This is a genomic window from Sphingobacterium detergens, from assembly GCF_003610355.1.
In the GTDB taxonomy this organism is placed as follows: Bacteria; Bacteroidota; Bacteroidia; order Sphingobacteriales; family Sphingobacteriaceae; genus Sphingobacterium; species Sphingobacterium detergens.
On sequence record NZ_RAPY01000004.1, the window covers coordinates 343,068 to 367,588 of the forward strand.

The window sequence follows — 24,521 nt, forward strand, 5'->3', positions numbered from 1 at the left end:
CACATACAATACATAATTATTGAAGATGAAAACAAGATATGAACAGATTGTTGATGTAAGAGAGATCGCATCCGAAAAAGGGGATCATATTCCGTCCATACTGTCATTGGCTGGGCAGGAGCAAATCCTGCCTGCTGCATCGGATAAAAAGCGGACACTGCTTTTGGCGATTGATGTACAGAACGATTTTATGGAATCCATTGGCAGTCTACCGGTAGCAGGTTCGCGTGCTGATGTACAACGGCTGACCCAATGGATGTACAACAATATGGCTTCTCTGACACAGGTCATGTGTAGCCTTGACTGTCATTCACTGCTGCAGATTTTCCATGCAGACTGGTGGGTGGATAAGCAAGGAAATCAGCCCAAACCTTTTACGGTCATCCGTCACGAGAATCTTATCGATGGAACCTGGACTGTCGCCAATGCGGACACAGCTGAACAATCTCTAGCGTATCTTAAAAATTTAGAAGCCGAAGGGAAAAAGGAGCTTTGCATCTGGCCCTATCATTGTTTAGAGGGCAGCTCAGGGGCGCAATTGGAAAATCAATTTACCAATATGCTCTATTTTCACAGCGCTGTACGTCAAGTCAAACCCCTATTGGTCTATAAGGGACAGGATCCCTACACTGAAATGTACGGTATCATCAAAGCCGAATACGACGATAATAAATTTGTCAATCATGCCGTGCTCGAGGCTATCGAGGCCTACGATGCCATTTATATCGCTGGACAGGCATCAAGTCACTGTGTATTGGCATCTGCAATGCAGATATTGGAATATTTTGCGGAGGATAAAGCGATTACGTCCCGCATTACCCTACTGATAGACTGTATGTCACCTATTGCTGGTTTCGAAGAGGCTACACTGCAGGCTTTTGACTCACTGCGTGAAAAATACGGCATACAGATCAAAAAGTCCACAGACGTAATTTTATAACAAGATGGTCAGTACTCCAAAAACATATAACTACGAATACCCCAGACCCGCCGTTACAGTCGATTGTGTCATCTTTGGTTTTGAAAAAAATCAACTTAAACTGTTATTAACCAAACGGGCGATAGAACCTTACTTAGGGAAATGGGCATTTCCCGGTGGCTTTATTCAGGAGGATGAAACTGCGGATGAATGTGCGCTACGTAAATTGTCCGAAGAAGCTGGGCTCAGCAATATCTTTCTTGAGCAGCTCTATACTTTTTCGGATTTAAACCGTGATCCTCGAGGACGGGTCATCAGTATTGCCTATTATGCTTTAGTTAAACCTAACGAATATATCCTGGAGGCCGGACTTGATATCGATGCGGTTCAATGGTTTAGTTTGGAGGAGGTAGCTGATTTGGCTTTCGATCATCAACAGATCCTGTCTGTTGCGGTCGAACGCCTCAAAGGTAAAATCCGTTACCAGCCCATCGGATTTGAACTGCTGCCGGCACAATTTACCTTACCTGACCTGCACAAATTGTATGAAACAATTCTGCAGCGTTCGATAGATCGTGGTAATTTTCGCAAAAAGATACTGAGCATGGATCTGTTGATCGACCATAGCGACATGCAAAAGGATAGACATGCCAGAGCAGCAAAAATCTATAGTTTTGATAAAGAAAAATACGAAGAACTCAAAGAAACAGGATTTTACTTCGAAATCTGACAATTTACCTTATCCATCAGGCTCATGTTGTTTCATGAGCCTTTATTCATCTCAATATTTAGCGTTTACAAGTCGAATGTCGATTGTCATAGCGCTGAAATTGACTTACCTTTCCTATTATGTGACTGAAATACGATATTAGATTGAAATATCTTAATGGTGAATTATCTGTTAATATGAATAAAGTACTTTATTGCGCTGGTCTTGTTTTGTCGTTATGTATGGCATGTCAACAAAACAAGGTAAAAAATCCTGTTTCTCCTCCAATAAAGGAGGCTATTGTAAGCGAAAAGCCAGCGGTCGATTCGCTTGTCTTTCAGGATAAAATGATCAGAATTTATAAGATAGATTCGGTCAGCTTTTTTAAGGAACAGCAAAAGGCCGATTATAAGAGAGATACCATCGCTTCAATCAGCGATGTAAAAGTCGCGAAAAAGCTATTGCAGGGCCGTGTCGTATTTGGAGACTATATTCCAGGTAAGGCCATGGAAATTGATACATTGATGGAGGGGGATGTAATTGCTCAAGTACGACTTAATGATGGTCGCTTACTAACGGCCGGAAAAACAGAAGGTGCCATTGATCTGTTGGAGAATATGTTTGTGAAATATTTTCCATCGGAAGAGGTTTTGTTGTTGGAAGGAGGACATACAACAGATCAGGCAGTTGATTTGCGTCAGGGGAAATGGGATATTGAAGAAATCGGTAATTTAGACTATGTTTATTTCTCTAAGCATAAGAAATATAGATTGAATGGAATGTATGGTGGACAGGAATGTTCCAGTTACTTTTTGCAAAAAAAGGAAAATAAGGTCTATCTGACCTATGCGCAGATTCCCCTGGACTGGAATAATAACTTTGAGTTTTGCACTTTAAAAGATATTTTTTGGAATGGAGATCAGCAGCTATACTTTCGGAATTTCTTCTATGGAGCACCGCATGATAAGCGAGCGAGTTTCTATAGACTGGATATTATTTCCGAAAATTGATGTCATCAATAGGGATGCATCGAATCTCAAATTGCTTTTCCTGGCAAACTGCCCTTGCAAGTAAGAATTAGCAAAAGGAAAAATCCCTGTTTTCCGCTAAGCAGAATATTTAATAATAGCTGTATTTTTACTGCATCAGGTACAGTGCTTGCCGTTTTCATCGTATTGAGGTAAGCGCGATCTATTTTAAGACTATCGAGCAATAAGGTTATGGCGCATCTAATTTATATATATAACGTAAATCCTAAAACAAAAGAAACATTTGAAGCACATCTGGCCGAATGGAATTATGAAATTCCAGCTCTGATGTTCCCGCTATTTTCTTCGGGTATCCGTTCCCAAGGAACACAGCTCTATGCCAATAAGGAAGACGGTATTGCAAGGTTACGCTATTTTTATGCGCTGCTTGCTGATGTTTATCAATTGCATTACAAAAAGAAGTATGCCGAACCGGTCAACAAGATGTTTGAATTTTTGGAAAGTTTGCCATTCGATACCTTTCAAATCGATGGACGGGATGTCTTCAATATGAATGTAGAAAAACATACTGAACAGGCAAGTGACTGGGTTGATGAGATCAGGACGACGGGAGCTTTATACACACAGGCCTTTGAGCAGCAGAGTTTGGATCCTCTTCAGAAGATCTTGCAATTATCAGGCTATGATACTTTTCTGGAAATGCTCGAGACAGACTGGATTAACTATGGTTTGGGCTTGTGGGAAGAGCATGCTTTTCAGCAGGAGGGAACCGAAGTCTTTGAAGAAAATGGAAAACAAGGATTAAAGGATACTCTTGGAAATATTCTGGTCGCTGCAAAATATGATGAGCTATTTGAGTTCAATGAAGCAGGGATTGCTTTGGTTGAACTGGATCATCTATTTGGTTACATCAATGATCGGGGAGAGGAGATCGTATCCTGTCAGTACGTTGAAGCATTTGACGCGCATGTTGTCGATGGGGTTAATTATGCTGAGGTTGAAATCGAAGGGAAACGTGGTATATTGAATATTGATAGCAAGCAACTTTCATTACCCGCTGCCTATGATGATCTGGACTGGTTTGCCCGTGGTTTTTTGAATGCAAAGCAAGGTGATAACTATTTTCTTTTTGCCGCTGATGGAACACAGGTTATTACCGAATCGGCGGATGAACCTTTTGGATACGATTACAGTAAGCTTTTTTATAAGCGGCAAAAAGGGACCATGAAGCGGAAATACTTTCGCATGGATGGTCACTATTTGGGCAGTTTTCTGGAAGATAGCCTACAGGCTCTTCCCAACGCCTATTTCTGGATCAAACCCAATAAGTTGCAGCGCAAGATTTCAATCATCAAGCCTGATGGTACTGTGTTGGATGAAGAGATTGATCGTATCATTGTTCTGGATGACTATCGTAGCATCGCATACCTGGAAAATAAACAATGGCAGATTTACGCACTTGCGCATGATCTATTCCGCTTAGTCGATCGATCTATTGCTAAAATCTTGGTCGATAGCATTAAAAACTTCCGAAAAGATGTCTTTGTTGTCGCCTGTGCTGAAGGGCAGGGGATATATGAAGCCTATCTTGATCAATGGCTACTCGAACCTGATCCGGCTTATCTAAAAATCGAATATTGCTATATGGACTTTATGCGTATCCAACAATCCGAAGGAATGCGCTATTTTGATACAAAAGTGAATTTCTGTAGCGAACTTTATGATTATGTCAGTGCGCCGATTCATGATCCACATCCGGAACGAAGCGAAGGTGAATTCCTACTTTTATTTAAAGGCGAAAGGCTGTTTTATGTAGATCTAAAGCGAAATGTTGCTGAATTTCCTGAAACAGCATTTGGCCGTTTGTATGCCGAAAAATATAATTTGCAGGGAGCTGACCAGAGCTACTTTGTGCAATTTTATCAAGCATGGACAAAACGAAAGGGGACGGGGTACGAATCTTATCTTGATAACGAGACGTTATACGAAAAAGCGCGAAAACTAAATTGGGCCGGTAAGATAACCGAGGCTATACCTTTGTTGACTATCGGTGCCTCCCGAGGTAGCGCCGACTGCCAATACCTTCTCGGCAATATCTATTGCGATACAGATCATGAAGATTTTCTGGATATTCCTAAAGCGATCGGCTTCTACAAGCAGGCTATCGCACAGGATCATGCACAAGCTTGGACGAACTTAGGGTTCATCTATGCTACGGGCCTCGGCCTTCCGCTTGATATTCCCAAAGCTTTAGAGGCTTACCAAAAAGCTGCGGCGCTAGGGGAAACGCAAGCAATGAGTAATCTTGGCAATTGGTATTATGAAGGGGAACATCTGGAACAGGATTATGTGCAGGCCTTACACTACTTTAAGCAGGCTGAAAAAGACGGCATCAATAACGATGCGCAGGTAGCCGAAATTTATTACCAACAGAAAGATTACGCCAATTTATTACCTTATCTGAAAAAGGATAAAGACGGACAGTATGCTGCGATTTATTATGGTATTTTGTATGAGGAAGGTTGGGGCGTAAAACAGAATATGGTGAAGGCACTGCGTTACTATGAACAGGCAAACGAAAACGCAGCCTATGCTTATGCCGTCAATCGTCTCTTGTATTACTATAAAAATGGAACGTTTGCAGATACCGCTAAATACAACTTTTGGTTGGATTTTGCCAAAAACAATGACGTTGATATTGAAGAATAAAAAAGAATATGGCACATCGAATTTATATTTATAACACTGATAAAAAAGATCAGGAGTATTTCCATGCTTATTTGGGTGAATGGAACTATGTCATTCCAGATTTGTTGCTGCCCCTGTTTGCCGCAAATCCAAAAGCAAAAGGTACCTTGGTATATGCTGAAAAAGAAGCAGGTGTTTTAAGATTAAGGAAATTCTACGATCTGCTTATTCAGGAGTATAACTTGATATCCAATGCTGCTGTCCTATTGACCATCGAAAAAATGTTCGATTTTCTGCATGGACTTCCATTTGAATGCTTCCAGATCAATGCGCGTGATGTTTTTAATATGTCTGAGGTGAAACATAGTCAACAAGCAAAGGATTTTGCATTTGAAATTCATGAGAAGGACCTGTATTACGAAAAAGCAATAGAGAAGCAGTCGTTATCAGAGCTTTATCCTATTTTGAGCCGCTCAGGCTATGATTCTTTTTTAGCGATGTTAGAAGCTGAGTGGAGCAACTATGGATTGGGCTGGTGGAATACGGAAGCGATTGATAGCCTTGATAACCAGTTTTTTGAAGAAAATGGACGCTGGGGAATCCGGAATGCGAAGGCTGAGGTAAAAGTCGAACCCTGTTATGACGAGATCGGAGACTTTGATTACAATGGCTTTGCAGTTGTTGCGAAAGAAGGTTTGTTTGGCTATTTAAATAGAAAGGGCGAAGAGACCATCCCTTGTATGTACGCCTCTGCAGCGCCTGTACAGAGCGGCCGTGGTACGATTGTAGGAAAAGTGAGTTTAGCGGGCAAATATGGCTTGGTGGACGTGGAGACTGGAGCTACAATTATTCCCTTAAACTATGCGGTTTTGGACGATTTTGCTTATGGATTCTATCAGGGACAGCGGGACGGAAAATATGATATTATCGATGCCGAAGGTAAGGGCTTTCATACGAAAGGTTCTGATGAGCCTTTTGAAATAGACTACGAGGGTTTTATTTATCAACCGATAGCAAACAGCAAACTACGTAAATATTATTCCAATCAGGGCGCTCTATTGGGCGAATATCCAGAAGGGGTTTTGAACGAATTGTTGTTTGATTTTTACGCGGTCAATTTAAACAATAAAAAAAAGAAATCAGTCCATGCAGCAGACGGCTCCCTTTTGGTAAAAGATGTGGCTGTGCTAAATGCCATGAATGGGCTCAGCGCATTATATTATCTTTCGGAAGGCAAATATTTTCTGTATGACCTCGCTAGCAAGGGTTTTTTTCTGCAAGATCTGACGATTAAATCTATACAGGGAGGTGCCGATTTTGGTAATGGTGCCTATAATTGTTATATCATCCAAACCGAATCGGAAAGAGGAATCTATCACACGGAGACTAAAAGCTGGCTGCTACCATTGTCAGCACATTATGCCACAATCAGCTATGCGCTGATGGACTATTTTATCCTGCAAGATCAGGTGGGCGGGTATTATTACTACGATACTGATAGCAAAGAACTGAGTGAATCCTTCGATTTTATCTGTGGTAGTGTACGGCATTATCAAGATCTAATGATGTTGCGCGACGGCAAACTGTTCAATAAAGGATATGAGGGATTGGAAGAGGTGCCTCAAGATCAGTATGGATATTATATCAAGGCATTGGACAAGCTGGAAGGGAAGGAGCTTGAGGTTTTTGACCTTTTTTTTACCCAGTGGAAATCGGATCGGGGCGTAGATTTTGAATCTGCTTATGATAGTTATACCTTGTATCACATGGGCATGGATTGCTGCAGAAATGGAGACGTCGAAAATGCTATCCGTTACTTTACATTTTCAGCTGATCAGGACAATGAAAGCAGTATGTATGAACTTGGTAATATCTATACGGATACCGATAATGAAGATAAACGTTTTCTAGACCTGAAAAAAGGAATTGCATACTATGAGCGATCCGCCGGAAAGGGGTATGCAGCTTCTTGGAATAGCATCGGTTATCTTTATCAGCATGGAATAGGCTATACTTCGGATCTAAAAAAAGCTTTTGAGGCCTATAACAAAGGGGCTGACCTTGGGAATGGCTATGCATTATCCAACTTGGGTTATTTCTATTTTAGTGGGACCTATGTAGAGGAAGATCTCGAAAAAGCATTGGATTACTACAAAAAAGCGGAATTGAAACTGGTTGAAAATAATCGCAATATTGCTTCGATTTATTATAGTTTAGATGACTATGACCGTCTACTTGTTTATCTGAAGAAAGATAAAGCGGATAGCTATTCCAATATTTATTACGGTTTGATGTATGATACGGGGTTAAAATTTAAAAAGGACAGTAAAAAAGCCGTTCATTATTTTGAGCGGGCAAATCATTATAGTGTTTATGAGTCTGCTACAGAAAGCTTATTGAGTTATTATAAAAATGATCCCGACTTTATGGATCAGGAAAAACATGCCTACTGGTCGAACTTTGCCCGACAACACGAATTGGATATTGAACCCGAATTGTTGATTTGGGCGAATGAGAAAATTGGGGGAGTAGAAGCAAAGGACGAACCTACAGAAAATAGTGGTTCATCCTTTTTTAGTAAACTGTTTAAAAAGAAAAAATAACCTGCACGATGTTATCTTCTGCGAATTTAGATTTCACAGGTATGCTGATCGACCTAGCCTTTATGCTATTTTTTGGCGTAGGTGTAGGTTATTCCCTGATTGTGGGGATTATCCATATCATCCAGAAAAAGACCAAAACGTTTGGCTATTATCTGCGGACATTTTTGATCGCCGGTATCGCAGGTCTTGCTTTGGGAGCCTTTGGTGCCTTTATTATCACGCTGTCGCTGATGGCCTAGGAATACGTGATTCTCAAGGGGGCGCATTGATTTTTTTGGCAGCTACCTGAAAATAAGACTTTATCGTTAGACCGATCTATTTTTTGCGTTGACGATATGCATCAAATGGTGATTACAATGCCAGGCATAGAGACCTATATTTACTTTAAGGGAAATATACCGTTTTGTAACCGGATGAATAAAGGCTCGTTCAAGTTGCTCATCACTCAGGCTCTTAAGCAAGATTTCCCAACGTTGGTGCAAGCCTTCTAATAATTTAAGGGAGCTTTCAATTGGATTGTGTTTTGCATCCGGAAGTTCGGCCCACAGATTTTCTTCATAGAGTTTTATCGTAGGGTCATCTTCTGTCAGCGCTAACTTAAAACGGACAAAGCTATTCATGTGGCTATCAGCGCAGTGATGCACCACCTGTCTGATGGTCCAACCGTCTGGACGATATCGTTTCTCCAAAGCGATATCTGGCAGGTCGCTGACTTCGGATTTGAGTCGTGCGGGGAAGTCTGCGATTGTTTTTATCCAATCATTCAGTAGTTGCTTGTCAATATGATCTGGTACGGCAAAGCGGCCTATGGGATACCGAAGTTTTTCTAATTCATGTTGCATGGTCTAAATTTAACGAAAATTGCTGCAAGGTTCTTATGTTTTGTGCGTAAAGTGGCGGTTAAATCCTGTTTTGGACTTTAGTTAATGAACTTATGTGATTTGGATGACAGGAAGATTTGTGGTAATTTCGGCAATTCAAGATGCGTCGCTTTATTCTTCTTTCTACGGCAGATGAGGTCGTAAGGGAAGTAAGTATGGTTTGTTTTGAATATAAAAGACAAGGAATGAAGAGTCTAAATGAGTTGATTAATCCGACAGATTCAGGATGGGGTCTGGTCGAAGAATGGATGAAGGGAGCAAGTAATTCTTATGAGGTACTGCCCAGAAATCCAAAACGTGCAGATGAAGAGTTACTACGAGCTCAGATTACCACAAAATCACCTATGGGTGCTATTATTCATCAAACTGGTGGAATACTTATCGATGGTGGATGGCTACGGATCCTAGGCTCTGGTTCGACTAAATTGAATCGAGGTATCATGGAGTGGAACAAAGGGAAAAGCTTTGACAAAGAAGGGGAGAAAGGTGGTTTTTTGTTAATTGCCGATGATGTTTTGGGAGGATATTTCGCGATTAATGCCGGAGCTTTGGGCGAGGGCATCGGACAGGTCTATTATTTTGCACAGGACACCTTGCAATGGGAAAGTTTGGAGTGCGGCTATTCTGATTTTATTTATTGGACATTGAAGGGTGACATCCGTCAATTTTATGAAACATTTAAATGGAAGGAATGGGCTGAAGATGTACAAAAATTGGATGGAAATCAGGTGTTTTCATTTTATCCTTTTCTATGGACAGAAGAAGCGCGTGATCTGCGCAAGGTTGATAGAAAAGTAGTGCCTATTGACGAAAACTACCATTTCACGATGGAGTTTGCCGGTGGAAGATAAACCTGTTACCAATTGGTGATCAACAGGTTCTTTGCCGCACGGAGACTACATTTCTGATATTTGGAATAGGCTTTTGCTGCTCTTTCCTGAATTTGTTCGTTGCTTTCTCCGTTTATATACCCTGTTAGCGCATCATGGAGACTGTAGGCTTCTGGACACATCAAATGGCTTGTCCAGAGAATGGGGTTTACAGCTTCCTTATCGATATGAGGTGCAAAATACTTTTTACTATAACAAGCGAGGATAATCGCATTCCGCTTTTGGTGGTCGGTGTTTTTGAAACGCTGGTCTAGTTGGAAATCCATAAGGCCATCATGTCCGATATAAGCATTGAGCTTTGCATTGCCTGCTATTCCGATAATCTTGTTGTCTACCTGCAGTGTATCTTTTAGCTGGCCATGCAGGCCTCGGAGAAAATCAACTGTACACAGCTTAATCTCTTTGCCATCATAGGCATCTGCAACAAGGTAATAGTTTTCAGACCTGTGTTTATAGACCAAACGCTCGAGGATTGCATCTTTTGCTTTATACTTTTTTAAAAGTTTCCAATCTTTACTGCGATTGAAATAAGTTTTTATACCATATTCACAGCCCCAATAGAGATTGTTGACCGGATCCTGACCGTTACCGATTGCTTTGGGAACAGGTACGATTCCCTGATAGGTATTATCACATAATGCGACAAGTACATGAATTGTACGCGTTGTGGAATCATAAGGCAGAACGTCCGTGTGGTTATTTTCACTAGTCGACGGTTGCGCTGAATCTGCGGCGCTACGCTGCCCACATGCGAGAAATACTAGGGTACTACTTAGTACCCATATATAATTGAAAACCTTTTTTATCTCCATTGTATTAAACAAGAATGAATGATCTTATTTGTCGGTACATCAGATCCGACATTTAGTCCGCCTTGGATTTTTTTATCAGGGTCATCATCCTTAAATAATGTCCAAGGTCAGTCTGAATATAAACAAATATAGCTGGAAAATAGTGATGATATACTTCTTGTTTTCAGGGAATTTTAATCTGCTGCCGGATCAGACGATGCTGATACGATAGATACATGAGCTCGCACATGATCTTGTATCATTTGAAGTACTGATTGATCAACTACATTGGGTTCAATCAGTACTTCAAGTGTTTTTTTCAGTCCATCCGGCCCTAAAATTAGCGGGATTGATTTTGGAGTGTATAGGTATGCTCGTTGAGTTTCGTAATTTCTAGCTGGATACCTTCCGCTAGTCCAAGTTGGGTTGCGGCCTCTTTTCCTAGTTTAAGGACATGGAATCCACGACCACGGTACGTAAAATTGCATTCATACTCATTGGAATCAATAACGATCCGGAGCTTTTGTGATTTCGTTGGAAATAGAGGCTTAAAATCTTTCGTAATTCTGATTTGCGCTTTTTTTGTATCATCCGCTGTAATTTTATTTCCTGCTGCTGGAAATAACATATGATTGGGAGAATCATTTTGAGCGATATTTTCTACTGCTTGTTGTTCCTCCTTCTGTTGAACTGCTGCAAGCTCTTTCGGTGGATTTTCAGTTACTGCTGTCTCCTGAGGTTTTTTATTTTGGCGACCTTTTTTTCGTGCATTTTGATTGGTAGGTTTTGCCGTAACTTCCTGCGCTTTTGCTTCAGTGGTTGCTACTGTTTTTTTGTCTTCAGCTTTTGGTGAGGGAGCGACGGCAGATAAAGGTCGTTTGATAATATTTCGAATGTAATAATGTTTTATTCTCGATTTATCCGTGTTACGTTCTTCAATTTCAAAATCCTCCGTATAGGCTTTAAAAAGGTGGGACATCTTATCGTAACCATAATTTCGCGCATCAAAATCTGGTTTTCTTTTATTGAAAAGACTACCAATTTCTCCTAAAAATGCCCATCCATTTTCATCTGCGGTGTCATCAACGGTGTCTTTTAATAATTCCAGTGTCTCTTCGTCAAGCACTGCTATGCTGGTTGGATTGTCTACAGGTGCCGGTTTGGGCTGATTCTGCTGTTTTTTCTTTGTGTTAGGTTCCTTTTTTGGATTCTTTTCAAAGATCTCAACATAAATAAATTTGTCGCAAGAAGCGATGAAAGGTTTCGGCGTTTTTTTCTCTCCAATACCGATCACCAACTTACCCGATTCTCTTAAACGGGTTGCCAATCTTGTAAAATCGCTGTCGCTCGATACAATACAGAAGCCATCGACCCTGTCGGAATGTAGGATGTCCATCGCGTCGATAATAAGAGCTGAATCGGTGGAGTTTTTACCTTGGGTATAGCTATACTGCTGGATGGGGGTTATCGCATGGGTGAGGAGCTTATCCTTCCATTTTTCGACATAAGGATTGGTCCAGTCACCGTAGATCCGTTTGATCGTCGGGATACCGTAGCGTTTGACTTCGTTCAGAATCTCTTCGATCTTTCGATAAGAAACATTATCCGCATCGATTAATATTGCGATTTGTAAATCCCCATGCTCTGCCATATGTGTTTATTTATATTTTCGATGTATTTGTATGTTTATGTTACGAATAGGATTCTCCTATTTTGAACATATGGTTAAAAATACACTATTGTTGAAGAATTATTGAATTTTTTAAGAATTTAATTTGAATGATGATTTTCTGAAGGCTGCTATTTTGTAAGATTTCCTGCCCTATTTTATACATGAGATTATAACAGGATCAGCCATAAAAGGCAGGTCAAATAGAATTTAATAGGAAGTATAGGGACAAAAAAAAAGGTTTTCAAACGGGGAGAATGAAAACCTTAAATAACCAATTATAAACCTAAATTATGATGCAACAAAGATAGTGTGTATTTTACACATATGCAAATGTTGTTTATTATTTTAATGAATCGCTTAAATTTTGTAGCTAAAAAACTACAAACACTTTCTTGTTATGCTGTTAAAGCTCAATAAAAGCAGAAGGCCGGTAGCCCATGACAGCATAAAAACTATTTGTAAAAGCCTGTACACTTTGGTACCCAACTTTGTAGGCAATCTGGGATATGGTCAGTTCACCTGTACTTAATAATTCAAGACTTTTAATTATCCGCAACAATTGCTGGTATTTAACCAGTGTCATTCCCGTTTCCTTTTTAAATAATCGTTCGATCGTGCGCAGGGAAAGATTGGATAATAACGCAATTTCTTCCATCTTAATAGGATGGGTATAGTGGTCGTGTAGGTGATTTAAGACTATCTGTAATCTATTTTCACTCGGCAGCGTAATTTCTAGATGCAATAAGCGGGATCCAAAGGCGGGGAGTTCGTTAAGGAGTGCACGAAGGAAAATTGTTTCATGTTCATTTTCTTCGGTTAATTTTGACCATTTTTCGGCATATAGGATCATCTCTCTTAACACCTTCGGAGCAGCGAATATTTGAACCTTTTCGAAAAATGGATCTTCCTGTTCGATATCAAAAAAGACGATCATTAACTTGATACTCTCGGAATGTGAATTGGTCTTATGTAAAGCATTTGAGGGAACCCACGCCACATGATTCTGGGGGAGGAGGTACATTTTTCCCTCAACGGTGAGGTATTGAAAACCTTGCTCGACATAAATCAACTGCGCCTTACGATGGGTATGTAACGCATCGTCGTGAACCCAATTTTCTTCGAACCAGACAAAATTAGATTTTTTTATATTATCAATTGTATCAATATGATTGGAACAGCCCATGTCGTTATAAATTAAATCAATGGCAAATTTAATTAAATAACTGAATATATCTTTGCAACAAATCATCTTGTAGGTGTATTCATCATGCGGTAATATCGTATACTAGTGGAAGGATCCATCCGCTAAACATTAGCTATTACACCCAAGAAATAAATAATTTATATGAATAATAATATGCAAAAATCAAACATTTTATCCTGGAGCTGGTTGTCTGTATTGGTTGTTATTTTAGTTTCAACGAATCTGAGATCGCCGATTACGGCTGTGGGGCCTGTTTTGGGGCAGATCAGTGACTATCTTACATTAGATAGCTTTCAAAGTAGTTTATTGACGGCAATTCCTCTTTTTATGTTTGCAAGTTGTTCGGTCCTGGTGAGTAAGTATTCCCACGTTCAGGGTATGCATCGTTTTTTGTTGTTTGGATTGATTGTCCTTGCTGTGGGAATCATTGTGCGGGTAGGGGGCGGTACAACTTCTTTGTTTGTGGGATCCGTCATGATTGGCTTAGGAATCTGTGTGGGTAATGTTGTAGCTCCAGGGTATATTAAAACCAGTTTTCCCAATAAAATCGGACTGATGACTGGTATTTTTGCTGTAGCAATGAACTTGACGGCAGCATTCGCATCAGGCTTTAGTCTACGTCTGGGTGACTGGACTAGCTTTGGATGGAGAGGTTCCCTAGGTGTTTGGGTGGTCTTGGCGATAGGATCTATTATTGCTGTTTTTTTTGATCAGTTACGTGGGCAGAAGAATGTTATTCCTGAGCAGAAGAAGCAAGTGCAGACTGGGATTGGGCATATTTTTAAATCCAGATTGGCTTGGTATATCAGTATATTTATGGGAATTCAATCATTGGTTTATTATAGTTTGATTTCCTGGTTGCCCAAGGTATTGGTCGATTATGGGATGGCTGCCAAAGACACCGGTTGGTTGTTATTTTTGATTCAGATTGCGATGATCCCTATTATGTTTGTCGGGCCTATTATTGCGCACCGAATGAAAGATCAGCGACTGATGGCTGTTGCTGTTGCGGTGGGTATGCTGGGCAGCATTTTGATGTTCTTTTTATATAAGCTAAATGGGATCTATGTTGCAGCCATATTATTAGGGCTTTCCAATGGCCTGTCGTTTAGCCTTTCTATTCTCTTTTTTAGTTTAAGGGCAAAATCGACAGCGAATGCCATCAAAATTTCAGGAATGGCACAATCAGTCGGGTATTTAATTGCTGCATTCGGGCCCCCAATTTTTGGGAAATTGCATGAGATAGACCCATCTTGGAACTATTCCTTTTATTTTCTTGCAGCTAGTGTTCTCCTGTTGTTATTGACAGGAATAAAAGCGGCAGAAAATAAATTTGTGGAAGAATCATAATCGCGTAAACAACATTTGGTAAATGCTAACAGCCCCATTATTTTAAAATAATGGGGCTGTTGTCTATATGAATCGCTTACTCATGAACCACTTGTTGATATTGTCAAGTTGGTTCAGCTCTGTTTAATCTTTTAAGATGTCAAATTCGATATAGGTCGCATTATTGACATCATGGAAAATGCGCTGTGTTGCTTTACGGAAGTCGGCTTTGGTTGCAGTATAGGGGGGCATAAATACCTGTGGATTCCGTTCCGCCAATGGGAACCAGGAATTTTGTACCTGAACCATGATACGATGTCCTTTTTTAAAGGTGTGCGCAACATCCGGCATCACAAAATCTACTTTTTCCACGAGACCGGGAGTCAGCGCCTGTGGTTTGTCAAAGCCGTTTCTGTATTTTCCAGCCATGATTTCACCTCTAACCATCATTTGGTATCCCGCCATTGTTTTTCCTTCAAAACTGGGGGCATCATTGGGATAAACGTCGATGAGTTTAACAACATAATCCGCATCGGTACCTGTTGATGATACTTTAAGGAAGTTTTTGATCGGACCGACAATGGTAATGTCTTCGGTCAAAGCTGCTGTTTGGTAGGCCATAACATCGGGGCGATTGGCTGCAAAACGTTGATCGTCGACCATGTACTCGCGTGTACGGTTTTGGATGAGTCCGCCTTGATGTGGAACAGGTTTGTTGGGGTCCGTTACATATTCATCCCATGAATCCGTGCGTTGGACTTTCTCAAAACCAAGTTTGCCCTGTGGCTGAAAATAAAGTTTTTTTGTTTCGACATTTTTGGGCGGCCATTGTTCAAATTGCTTCCATTCATTACTCCCCGAAATAAAGATATTGGCCTCGGCAGCAGAGAAGCTATCTTCTTCTTTTAAATAGTGACTGAAAAAAGGCTGTTCAAATTTTTCCTGATAGGTGATACTTGTTTTTTTCTCAAATTGAATGTCGCCCAAATGATCTCCTGCTGCGCGAACCCATCCGCCGTGATACCAGGGACCCGCAACCAAAATCGAATTATTTGTTTTGCTTTTTTCTTCAATGGATTGATAGGTTTTAAATGTACCATAGGCATCTTCGGCATCAAAAAAACCGCCAACAACCATCACAGCTGGTTTGACATCTTGCAGGTAATTGGTGATGACACGTGTTTTCCAAAACTCATCATAGTTGGGATGCTTAAAGAGGTCGTTCCAGAATTTGACCGAATCGCCAAAATACTTTTCTTTGAGCTCTTTGGCGGTTCCGCCTTCAAGGAAAAAATTATATTTATCGACCTCGTTGATCTGAATGTTACTTTTGAATTGATCGGGGGTAATTGGTTTTGGACGTGGCACACCGAATGTTGACATAAATGTGAACGCATCTTGCAGGAATAATACACCGTTGTGGTGAAAATCATCCCCAATAAACCAATCGGTCACCGGAGCCTGTGGCGAGACCGCTTTGAGGCTGGGATGGGTCTTGACCAGCCCCACTGTGGAGTAGAAACCGGGGTAGGAAATCCCATAGAGACCCGCTTTTCCATTGTAGTTCTTCACATTTTTCTGTAGCCATTCTAAAGCGTCGTAGGTGTCTGTGCTCTCGTCGATCGCTTTTTTATCTTTATTCAGGTTTGTTGGCCGAACATCTTCAAAATCGCCTTCACTCATCCATTTTCCACGGACATCCTGATAGACAAAGATATAGCCGTCCCGCATCATCGATGGAAAGTTGCCCAAACTTTTCTTGTACTCATTTTGGCCATAAGGCCCCACGGTATAAGGTGTTCGGTTTAATAAAATGGGGTATTTCTTGGATTTATCTTTGGGGCTGTAGATTACGGTAAACAATTTCTTGCCATCTCGCATCGGAACCGTTACTTCGGTTTTCTCATAATAATCCCGAACATAAGCGGAATCTGTGGCAGTCTGTGCATGGAGCTGGCTCCCGGTTAACAATGCTAAAGCCAGAAACGAAATTGTAGTTTTCATTGAAATAATTATTTAGGAATGTTGATTTTTCATGGTTTATATAAACCTCCTATAGTCGTTTAGCCTAAACTCATGACGGTTTCATCAATTATCAGCCTAAAGGTAACGCTCCCGAAGTCATTTTCCAATTTTATTGTCATATTTATATAGAATAGAAAAAGAAAAATTGACCAATTTTTTAGAAAGAATAACTTTTTTCGAATTGTATTTGGATTAGTTTTTTAATGTTAATATATTGAGTTAAATTAGTTATGATTATATTTTGTTTTCGCAAGTATGATCAAATGCCTTATATTTCAGTGAGATGGACGATGTAAGCTCGGGGTGCTTATTCATTTCATCTCGTTTCTTTTGCCTTCGAATAGGCATCGAAACAGCAATTGTCATGATTTTATAAATAAAGTGACGATGGATATGAAATATGTTTTTTTAAGCTAATTTTAAGAATTATTTTATCATAAAACATCAATTAAATAACAATTTAAGTATATAGAATTAATATGGGACAACAAGTGAAAGATGCCAATGGTAAATTGGGTATTCTTATTCCGGGATTGGGTGCTGTGGCTACAACATTGATCGCTGGTGTGGCATCTATAAACAAAGGTTTTTCAAAACCAATAGGATCTGTTTCTCAATTGAGCAGAATCCGTTTAGGTAAGCGCACGGAGAATAGAAATCCTTTAATCAAGGATTTCGTCCCTTTGGCAAAGTTGGAAGATGTCGTTTTTGGTGGTTGGGACGTATATGAAGATAACGTATATGAAGCTGCTTCAAAAGCACAGGTTTTAGAACAAGGCCAACTTGATGCTGTAAAAGCTGAATTGGAAGCAATTCAACCAATGAAAGCTGTGTTTGATCGCAATTTTGTTAAAAATTTGGACGGCACGCACATCAAATCAGAGAAAACACGTCGCGAATTGGCTGATGCCGTACAACGTGATATCCGCGAATTTAAAGAAAAAAACGGCTTAGACCGTGTCGTATTAGTATGGTGTGGTTCTACGGAACGCTATATTGAAACAAACGAAGCTTTCTCAACAATTGCAAAATTAGAAGAGGCTTTGGATAATGACGATCAACGCATTCCGCCAAGCATGATCTATTGTTATGCGGCAATAAAAGAAGGCGCTCCTTATGTTAATGGTGCACCAAACTTGACATGTGACGTTCCTGCGATCGTTGAATTAGCTCATGAATATGGTGTTGCAATTGCTGGAAAAGACTTCAAAACTGGTCAAACATTGATGAAAACAATTGTTGCTCCTGGTCTTCAGGCAAGAGCGCTTGGCGTTGAAGGTTGGTTCTCAACAAATATTTTAGGTAACCGTGATGGATTGGTATTGGATGATCCTGAAAACTTCAAAACGAAAGAAGTTTCTAAATTATCCGTATTGGAAGAAATCTTAGATGCGAAAAAAAATCCTGAACTATATGGTGATCTATACCATAAGGTACGTATCAATTACTATCCACCTCACGGTGACAACAAAGAATCTTGGGATAACATCGATATCTTCGGCTGGTTAGGTTACAAAATGCAAATTAAGATTAATTTCTTATGTAGGGATTCAATTTTAGCAGCTCCGGTTGCATTGGATTTGGCATTATTTATTGATTTGGCGCAACGTGCTGGCATGTCAGGTATCCAAGAGTGGTTGTCATTCTACTTGAAATCCCCACAAACTGCACCAGGTTTACCTCCTGAGCATGATATTTTCAAACAATTAATGAAGTTGCAAAATACCTTGCGTCATATTATGGGCGAGGATTTGATTACGCACTTGGGATTAGATTATTACCAAGAGTTAGTAGACAGTATTCAATAAATTACCTTTATAAAAAGGGGAATAATTGCTTCGGGCAGTTCTTCCCCTTTTTCTTCGGGACAATTATTACATGAACTTGTATAACCCGCTCTATTTAGAGATGATGGAGGGGGCTATCAAGCAATTGTCCGGAAATAACCCGCTGTAAATTTTTGCGTTTGCAAACGTTAAGATCGTGACAGGGGTTTTATTTTTTTAATGAATGATTTTATTTTGCAATTAGAAGGAATGGAATTTGCTATCATTGCGGCGGGAGAAGGATCTCGATTGCGAAAAGAAGGCTTTAATTTGCCTAAGCCCCTGCTACCTTTACATGGTGTTCCATTAATTGAACGATTGATTCGTGTCTTTGCTAAAGAAGGTGCGCAGCAAGTGCATGTTATTATCAACAGACAATCACCTGAATTGAAGACATTTTTAACGCATACAGCATTCGAGCTTCCTATCGTCCTGATCGAGGAGGATACACCAAGCTCCCTACATAGTTTTGCCTTATTGGTCGAAAGCAATCCAGATTGGACCTCCTGTTGTCTGACAACCACAGATACTGTTTTTAGACCCCATGAATTTCACGAATACCTAACAGCTTTCCAGCAAAAAGAAAATGCAGACGCTTTTATGGCTGTTACACCATTTGTCGATGACGAGAGCCCGCTTTATGTGAACACAGATCAGGAGCTAAAGGTGGAAGCATTTTTAGATCAGGCTACAGCGGAAACAAAATTTGTTTCGGGGGGTATTTATTGCTTTCGTAAAGCGGCAATGAGCTGTGCATTAAGTTCCGTTGCGGCAGGAAATTCTAGAATGCGTAACTTTCAACGTGCGCTTTTGGAAAATGATTTGCATGTTGAGGCATTTGTGTTTGAAAAAGTAGTAGATATCGATCACTTGAAAGACCGTATTGTAGCGGAACAGTTTTTGAGTGAGGAAGTTAGTTAGTAAAATGAGCGAAATGATTTCTATTTTAGGCGTGACACGTAAAAACCGTTTTTCTCCCAATCATGTGGGGAATGATGCTGCAATATTTAATGAAGTTGTGCTAAAATTGACCGAGCAAGGTGCGTCAGTTGAAATTTGTAATGAGGACGAATTCTTAGCTTTGGATACGATAAAACAGAAGAATGTTCTGACCATGGGAAGAACAAAGACTTTGGTTAAGAAGTTGCAATCTCTTCAAAATAATGGTGTTAATGTATTGAACTCAGGTTTCGGTATTGAAAGCTGTTTTCGAAAAAATATGACACTTAAGTTGTTGGAAGGGGGGATTCCCTATCCGAAGAGTATCGTCATTTCAACGGTCGCAGACATGCAGGCTATTTTTGAAAAACTGAAAGGAAAGGGTGTCTGGATCAAACGTGGTGACTTCCATGCAATCCATAAAGAAGATGTCACTTTTGCTGCCAGTCTCAAAGAAGCACAGCATATTCTAAACGAATATGCGCTCCGGGGGATTAAGGAAGCCGTTATCTCCGAGCATCTGGCAGGAGATCTATTAAAGTTTTATGCGGTTAGGGATACCGATTTCTTTTTCTACTTTTATCCCTATGAACATAATCATCATAAGTACGATTTGTACGAACAGATCAATGATGAAGTTGTCCATTTTCCATTTGATTTGGCTAATTTAAAGCAAGTAGCCAATCGTGCAGCTGAAGTGCTGGATGTCCATATCTATGGCGGTGATGTGATTATTGATGCAAATGGAGATTTTCATATTATTGATCTAAATGATTGGCCCAGTTTTGCTCCTTGTCGAGCTGAAGCAGCTGAAGCCATTGCACAAATGGTTTACCATAAATTTACTGAAAAGAACCACAATGCAGAGAGAACAAGTTAATGTAATCGAAGAAGAGAATTTGAGTGCATTCGAACAATCTTTAAAATCCAACGATACAGAAGAAAAAATAGATATTTGGTTTTATAGACCAATTGGTTTCCGTATTGCACAGGTATGTGCAAAAATTGGGATTACACCCAATGCTGTGACAATCATCAGTATTTTTTTTGGTGTTGCGGCCGGTATTTTATTTTACTACCAAGATCTATGGATTAATGTGATCGGAATGCTTTTGTTGGTCTTTGCAAACTCTTTGGATAGTGCAGATGGACAGTTGGCCCGGATGACAGATAATAAGAGTCGCTTTGGTCGTATTCTGGACGGCTTTGCGGGCGATTTTTGGTTTGCTTCCATCCATATTGCCATCTGTTTGCGCAGTATCAATGAAGGCTGGCCAGAATGGTTGTGGGTATTTTGTATCCTTGCTGGGGTTTCCCATATGTTGCAATCTGCAATGGCTGACTATTACCGCAATGTCCACCTCTTTTTTATCAAAGGTAAGGCAGGAAGCGAATTGGATAATACGCGTGATTTGAAAGTTGATTACGATGCCTTGTCCTGGCGGAAGAACTTTTTTAGCAAGTTTGTGCTGAATGGTTATATGGGCTATACCCGAAATCAGGAAAAGCTATCCCCAAAATTGCAGAAGTTATTGCATATCGTCAAATCCCGGTACAAAGATGATTTGCCCCAACAATTGATGGTTGATTTCAGAATGAAAAATAAACCATTGATGAAGTACACCAACATTGTGCAGTTCAATACACGGGTAATCTTCCTTTTTGTTTGGTTGTTTATCGGTCAACCGTGGATTTACTTTTTCTTTGATATGTTTGTTTTAAACCCGATCTTAATCTATATGTGTAATAGACAGGAAAAGGTAAGTGGTTATTTTGTTGATAAATTAACAAACGATCCAACTTATGGGGAGTAAAATCTATAAAGTACTCTTTATGCTGATTGGTATAGGCACCTTGGCCTATATGATTCATGCAATGGGAGTTCAGGAGATTTGGACGAATCTGGAGAAAATTGGTTGGTGGTTTTTGCCGGTATTGGGTAGCTGGGCTGTTCTTTATTGGATGAATGCCATGGCTTTTAAAGCGATCATTCAGGAGCCGCAATTGCCACAGACCGATGTTCCTTTCTGGAAAGTTTTGCAATTAACGGTTTCTGGTTATGCCATTAATTACATTACGCCATTTGTGGCGCTAGGGGGAGAACCTTACCGCATTATCGAACTGAAAAATTATGTTGGCGGTTCAAAAGCAGGTTCATCCGTTCTGTTATATGGCGTGATGCACATTCTATCCCATATTTTATTTTGGGTGGTATCCGTTTTCCTGATTCTATGGTTTGTACCGGCGAGTACCCTGGTTGATGTTGCCTGTGCCGTAATTTTTGTTATGGCTATTGTATGTACCTGGTTATTTACAAAATTCTATAAAAAAGGAATTACAGTTTCTTTATTAAAGACCCTGTCGCGCTTGCCCTTAGTTGGAAAGAAAATCAATAATCTGCTGGAGGCAAAGTTCGAAACATTGAACGATGTTGACCAACAGGTGAAGAATCTATTTCAAAATCGTAGAGACCGATTTTATACAGCTCTCCTCTGGGAATTTGTTGCCCGGGTAGTCGGCTGTTTTGAAATCTATTTTATCGGTCTGGCACTGGATATCAACATTGATTTTATTGATGCGATGATCATTAGTTCCGGATCCTCTTTATTTGCTAATTTGGTGTTTTTCTTCCCAATGCAATTAGGGACTCGTGAAGGTGGTTTGGCAATGGCTGTGATGAGCATAGGCTTACCTGCTTCAGTCGGTATTTTTATGGGGATCGTGACAAGGATCAGAGAGATTGTTTGGATTATGATTGGTTTAGGTTGGATGAGTTTAGTTAAAAAGAAATAGCAATGGATAAGTTTATAATTAAGGGGATCATTTTTGATTACGGTGGTACATTAGATACGAATGGGGGACATTGGGGAGCTGTGATATGGTCCGGTTACGAAAAATATCAAGTTCCGGTTAACCTGAATTCCTTTCAAGAAGCCTACGCCTACGCCGAACGTCAAATGGCGATTCAGCCGATTATTAAACCGGATTTCAATTTCCTGGAAGTACTTGAAGCGAAATTGAAAGTACAGTTTGAATATCTCATTGCCGCCGGCTATGATCTGGATATGCAATTGGCTAATAAAATCGCATTTGACGGTTATTCTCTGGCCAAAGATACTGTAGCACAGGTAAAGCCATTATTGGCTATTCTGGCCGATCAATATCCCATTGTGATGGTATCCAACTTCTATGGAAATCTAAAAGCTGTGTTGGCTGATTTTGGGATTTTATCCTATTTTAAAGCGGTTGTCGAGTCAGCGGTAGTAGGGGTACGTAAACCAGATCCTGCAATTTATGCACTTGGTGTCGAGGCGATGGGTTTGCCTGCTGCTGAGATCTTAGTCGTGGGTGATTCCTATAGTAAGGATATGGCTCCAGCAAAGGCTGTCGGTTGTCAGACGCTATGGCTGAAAGGACAGACTTGGGGAGAAGATAAACTACAGGATACTTCTGCCGCAGATAAACAATTTAGTACCATCTTTGATCTCAAGGATTTTGTTTAATCAGGCTTTTTGACGAAATTCTTTAGGCGATATGCCTACATTTCGCTTAAAGAATTTTCCAAAAAAAGACTGATCTGAAAAATGTAACTGTTTCGCGATTTCTCCGATCGAAAGCCCCTGACGGAGCAAACATTTAGCCTCCTCCACCAAAACATTCTGAATCAATTCTATCGCTGGCTTTCCGGTGAGTTCTTTCGTGATCACCGAGAGGTGTTTGGGTGTAATACCTAATTCTGAAGCGTAAAACTGTACCATATGTTCCCGACGGAAAGATTGTTTTAATAGCAAGTAGAAATTGGCCAATATTTCCCTTTTCCGTGAAGGTACCACGGGAATATTTTTTATGTTTTGGCTGGCTAAACGCGCGATCTCACAAAACAGCACTTCCGTCAGTGACTTGATAATCTGTGGCTTGAAAATATAGTCCCCACCTTGCTTGTTGTAATGAATAAACTGCTTGAATAGGTTAGACAGGTTTGCGGCATCTGGTGCCGAAAGTGAAAAAATGTGATTGCTATCCAATGCGAGCGACTTTTTTGTGAAGTCAAAAAAGTCTTTTTGAAGTTCCAATTTAAACGTAAAATCTATACTAAAGAAAATCAGATAGACTTCACAGTCCCAAGATTTGGTGACAGATGCTCCATTGACTTTCGACGAGGGGTGAGTCAAGAGCAGATGATGCTGTCCAACTTGTACCCGTTCGTCATTTATAATAAAAGAGGTTTCCCCCTTTTTTATTAGGCAGAGTGAATAAAGGCTCTTGTTCGCCAATACATGTTGTTGCTGTGGACTGAAGACCGGTTTGGATTTGTTTCCCTTGATGTGAAAAGCGAAAAAATCTCTGTTGTCAATGAGTTTATCGATAGAGGACATGCTTACTTTACAATAAAATCAAAATATGTTTTACGATAGGGTTCATCCTTTAAGGTATAGTGCCACCATTCCTTATCGTAGGCCTTAAACCCAAATTTAGCCATAGCCTCACGTAGTATCCTGCGGTTTTCCTTTTGTTTTGCAGTTAGTTTGGTATAGTTATGATGAGAGACGGCACCAAAGAAATCAAAAGGACCGCCCATATCTATTTCTTTGTGATCTTTAAGACTGACCAATGTTAAATCGACGGTACTACCGCGACTATGTCCTGATTTGGTCGCAATGAAACCGAGTTTAAATAAGTTTTTCTTATCCAGCTCTGGATAGAACTCCCGCTTAGCGATCGTATCTTGGGTAGCCAGTGACCAGGCTTTAAAATGATCAACTGCGCGTTGCGGACGATAGGCATCAAAAATTTTTAATGCCAAGCCTTGATTGTTTAGATGTTGTTCGACTTGCTGTAAGGCCAATGTGGCACGCTTGGTCAGAATCGCAACAGGTTTTTCGTAGCCACGGATAGGTTTCCCTGTAAAATTGTGGCTTCCAAAATAACGCATTTCGAGGGTAATTGTCGGGATGAATTCTTTTACGTAGACGAAGTTTGCTGGCATCTTTTGTTGGGCTTTCGTTTGGAAGGCAAAAAAAGCAAGACAAATGGATAGACAGAAGTTGAGTTTCAT

21 protein-coding genes are annotated in these 24,521 nt (G+C 40.2%); 14 read left to right on the forward strand and 7 right to left on the reverse strand.

Features of this window, described 5'->3' with window-relative positions; all coding sequences use genetic code 11:
• Positions 1–25 precede the first annotated feature (25 nt).
• The 6 genes from DFQ12_RS19935 (at position 26) to DFQ12_RS19960 (ending at position 8,147) form a co-directional block, all read left to right on the forward strand.
• Positions 26–940, forward strand: a complete 915-nt coding sequence (locus DFQ12_RS19935; RefSeq protein WP_120260800.1) for a cysteine hydrolase family protein — start codon at positions 26–28, stop codon at positions 938–940.
• A 4-nt stretch (positions 941–944) separates the two neighbouring features.
• Positions 945–1,649, forward strand: a complete 705-nt coding sequence (locus DFQ12_RS19940; protein ID WP_120260801.1) for an NUDIX hydrolase — start codon at positions 945–947, stop codon at positions 1,647–1,649.
• Between the two features lie 176 nt (positions 1,650–1,825).
• The gene (locus DFQ12_RS19945) at positions 1,826–2,638 is read left to right on the forward strand and encodes a hypothetical protein (protein WP_147420446.1); all 813 of its coding nucleotides are present in this window, start codon (positions 1,826–1,828) and stop codon (positions 2,636–2,638) included.
• 210 nt (positions 2,639–2,848) lie between these two features.
• Positions 2,849–5,326, forward strand: coding sequence for a tetratricopeptide repeat protein (locus DFQ12_RS19950; RefSeq protein ID WP_120260803.1), 2,478 nt, complete (start codon positions 2,849–2,851; stop codon positions 5,324–5,326).
• A gap of 8 nt (positions 5,327–5,334) precedes the next feature.
• Positions 5,335–7,908, forward strand: a complete 2,574-nt coding sequence (locus tag DFQ12_RS19955; RefSeq protein WP_120260804.1) for a tetratricopeptide repeat protein — start codon at positions 5,335–5,337, stop codon at positions 7,906–7,908.
• An 8-nt stretch (positions 7,909–7,916) separates the two neighbouring features.
• The gene (locus DFQ12_RS19960; protein WP_120260805.1) at positions 7,917–8,147 is read left to right on the forward strand and encodes a hypothetical protein; all 231 of its coding nucleotides are present in this window, start codon (positions 7,917–7,919) and stop codon (positions 8,145–8,147) included.
• Between the two features lie 66 nt (positions 8,148–8,213).
• On the opposite strand, the gene DFQ12_RS19965 is transcribed toward DFQ12_RS19960, so the two are convergent.
• Complete coding sequence (locus DFQ12_RS19965; RefSeq protein WP_120260806.1) at positions 8,214–8,750, reverse strand: YfiT family bacillithiol transferase; 537 nt, start codon at positions 8,748–8,750, stop codon at positions 8,214–8,216.
• Positions 8,751–8,974: 224 nt separating this feature from the next.
• Between DFQ12_RS19965 and DFQ12_RS19970 the strand changes: the two genes are divergently transcribed.
• Positions 8,975–9,640, forward strand: a complete 666-nt coding sequence (locus DFQ12_RS19970; RefSeq protein ID WP_120261025.1) for a DUF2625 domain-containing protein — start codon at positions 8,975–8,977, stop codon at positions 9,638–9,640.
• A 5-nt stretch (positions 9,641–9,645) separates the two neighbouring features.
• Here the strand turns inward: DFQ12_RS19970 and DFQ12_RS19975 are convergent, their stop codons facing one another.
• From DFQ12_RS19975 to DFQ12_RS19985, 3 genes are all read right to left on the reverse strand, one after another.
• On the reverse strand, positions 9,646–10,491 hold the full coding sequence (locus tag DFQ12_RS19975) for a hypothetical protein (protein ID WP_208642589.1): 846 nt from the start codon (positions 10,489–10,491) through the stop codon (positions 9,646–9,648).
• 319 nt (positions 10,492–10,810) lie between these two features.
• Positions 10,811–12,121 (reverse strand): NYN domain-containing protein, encoded by a 1,311-nt coding sequence (locus DFQ12_RS19980; protein ID WP_120260807.1) that lies wholly within the window; start codon positions 12,119–12,121, stop codon positions 10,811–10,813.
• Between the two features lie 424 nt (positions 12,122–12,545).
• The gene (locus DFQ12_RS19985; protein ID WP_120260808.1) at positions 12,546–13,325 is read right to left on the reverse strand and encodes a helix-turn-helix domain-containing protein; all 780 of its coding nucleotides are present in this window, start codon (positions 13,323–13,325) and stop codon (positions 12,546–12,548) included.
• Between the two features lie 162 nt (positions 13,326–13,487).
• Between DFQ12_RS19985 and DFQ12_RS19990 the strand changes: the two genes are divergently transcribed.
• Positions 13,488–14,696 carry a CynX/NimT family MFS transporter gene (locus DFQ12_RS19990; protein ID WP_120260809.1) on the forward strand — a complete coding sequence of 403 codons (1,209 nt, stop codon included), beginning with the start codon at positions 13,488–13,490 and terminating at the stop codon, positions 14,694–14,696.
• Positions 14,697–14,819: 123 nt separating this feature from the next.
• Here DFQ12_RS19990 and DFQ12_RS19995 read toward each other — a convergent pair whose 3' ends face one another.
• A complete protein-coding gene (locus DFQ12_RS19995) occupies positions 14,820–16,679 on the reverse strand; it encodes a CocE/NonD family hydrolase (protein ID WP_120260810.1) in 1,860 nt (619 codons plus the stop codon).
• Positions 16,680–17,179: 500 nt separating this feature from the next.
• On the opposite strand from DFQ12_RS19995, the gene DFQ12_RS20000 reads away from it, so the two are divergent.
• The 6 genes from DFQ12_RS20000 (at position 17,180) to DFQ12_RS20025 (ending at position 22,968) form a co-directional block, all read left to right on the forward strand.
• Complete coding sequence (locus DFQ12_RS20000) at positions 17,180–18,508, forward strand: inositol-3-phosphate synthase (protein WP_120260811.1); 1,329 nt, start codon at positions 17,180–17,182, stop codon at positions 18,506–18,508.
• Between the two features lie 198 nt (positions 18,509–18,706).
• Entirely contained in the window at positions 18,707–19,447 is a 741-nt protein-coding gene (locus DFQ12_RS20005) for a nucleotidyltransferase family protein (protein ID WP_244211801.1), read from the forward strand.
• Positions 19,448–19,460: 13 nt separating this feature from the next.
• Positions 19,461–20,345 (forward strand): ATP-grasp domain-containing protein, encoded by an 885-nt coding sequence (locus DFQ12_RS20010; RefSeq protein WP_244211802.1) that lies wholly within the window; start codon positions 19,461–19,463, stop codon positions 20,343–20,345.
• On the forward strand, positions 20,326–21,279 hold the full coding sequence (locus DFQ12_RS20015; protein WP_120260813.1) for a CDP-alcohol phosphatidyltransferase family protein: 954 nt from the start codon (positions 20,326–20,328) through the stop codon (positions 21,277–21,279). The genes DFQ12_RS20010 and DFQ12_RS20015 overlap by 20 nt, the downstream gene beginning before the upstream one ends.
• On the forward strand, positions 21,269–22,258 hold the full coding sequence (locus DFQ12_RS20020) for a lysylphosphatidylglycerol synthase transmembrane domain-containing protein (RefSeq protein ID WP_120260814.1): 990 nt from the start codon (positions 21,269–21,271) through the stop codon (positions 22,256–22,258). Before DFQ12_RS20015 ends, DFQ12_RS20020 begins: the two co-directional genes overlap by 11 nt.
• 2 nt (positions 22,259–22,260) lie before the next feature.
• Entirely contained in the window at positions 22,261–22,968 is a 708-nt protein-coding gene (locus DFQ12_RS20025) for an HAD family hydrolase (RefSeq protein ID WP_120260815.1), read from the forward strand.
• Here DFQ12_RS20025 and DFQ12_RS20030 read toward each other — a convergent pair whose 3' ends face one another.
• Positions 22,969–23,841, reverse strand: coding sequence for a helix-turn-helix domain-containing protein (locus DFQ12_RS20030; RefSeq protein WP_120260816.1), 873 nt, complete (start codon positions 23,839–23,841; stop codon positions 22,969–22,971).
• Positions 23,842–23,843: 2 nt separating this feature from the next.
• Positions 23,844–24,452, reverse strand: coding sequence for a M15 family metallopeptidase (locus DFQ12_RS20035; protein ID WP_120261028.1), 609 nt, complete (start codon positions 24,450–24,452; stop codon positions 23,844–23,846).
• Positions 24,453–24,521: the final 69 nt, after the last annotated feature.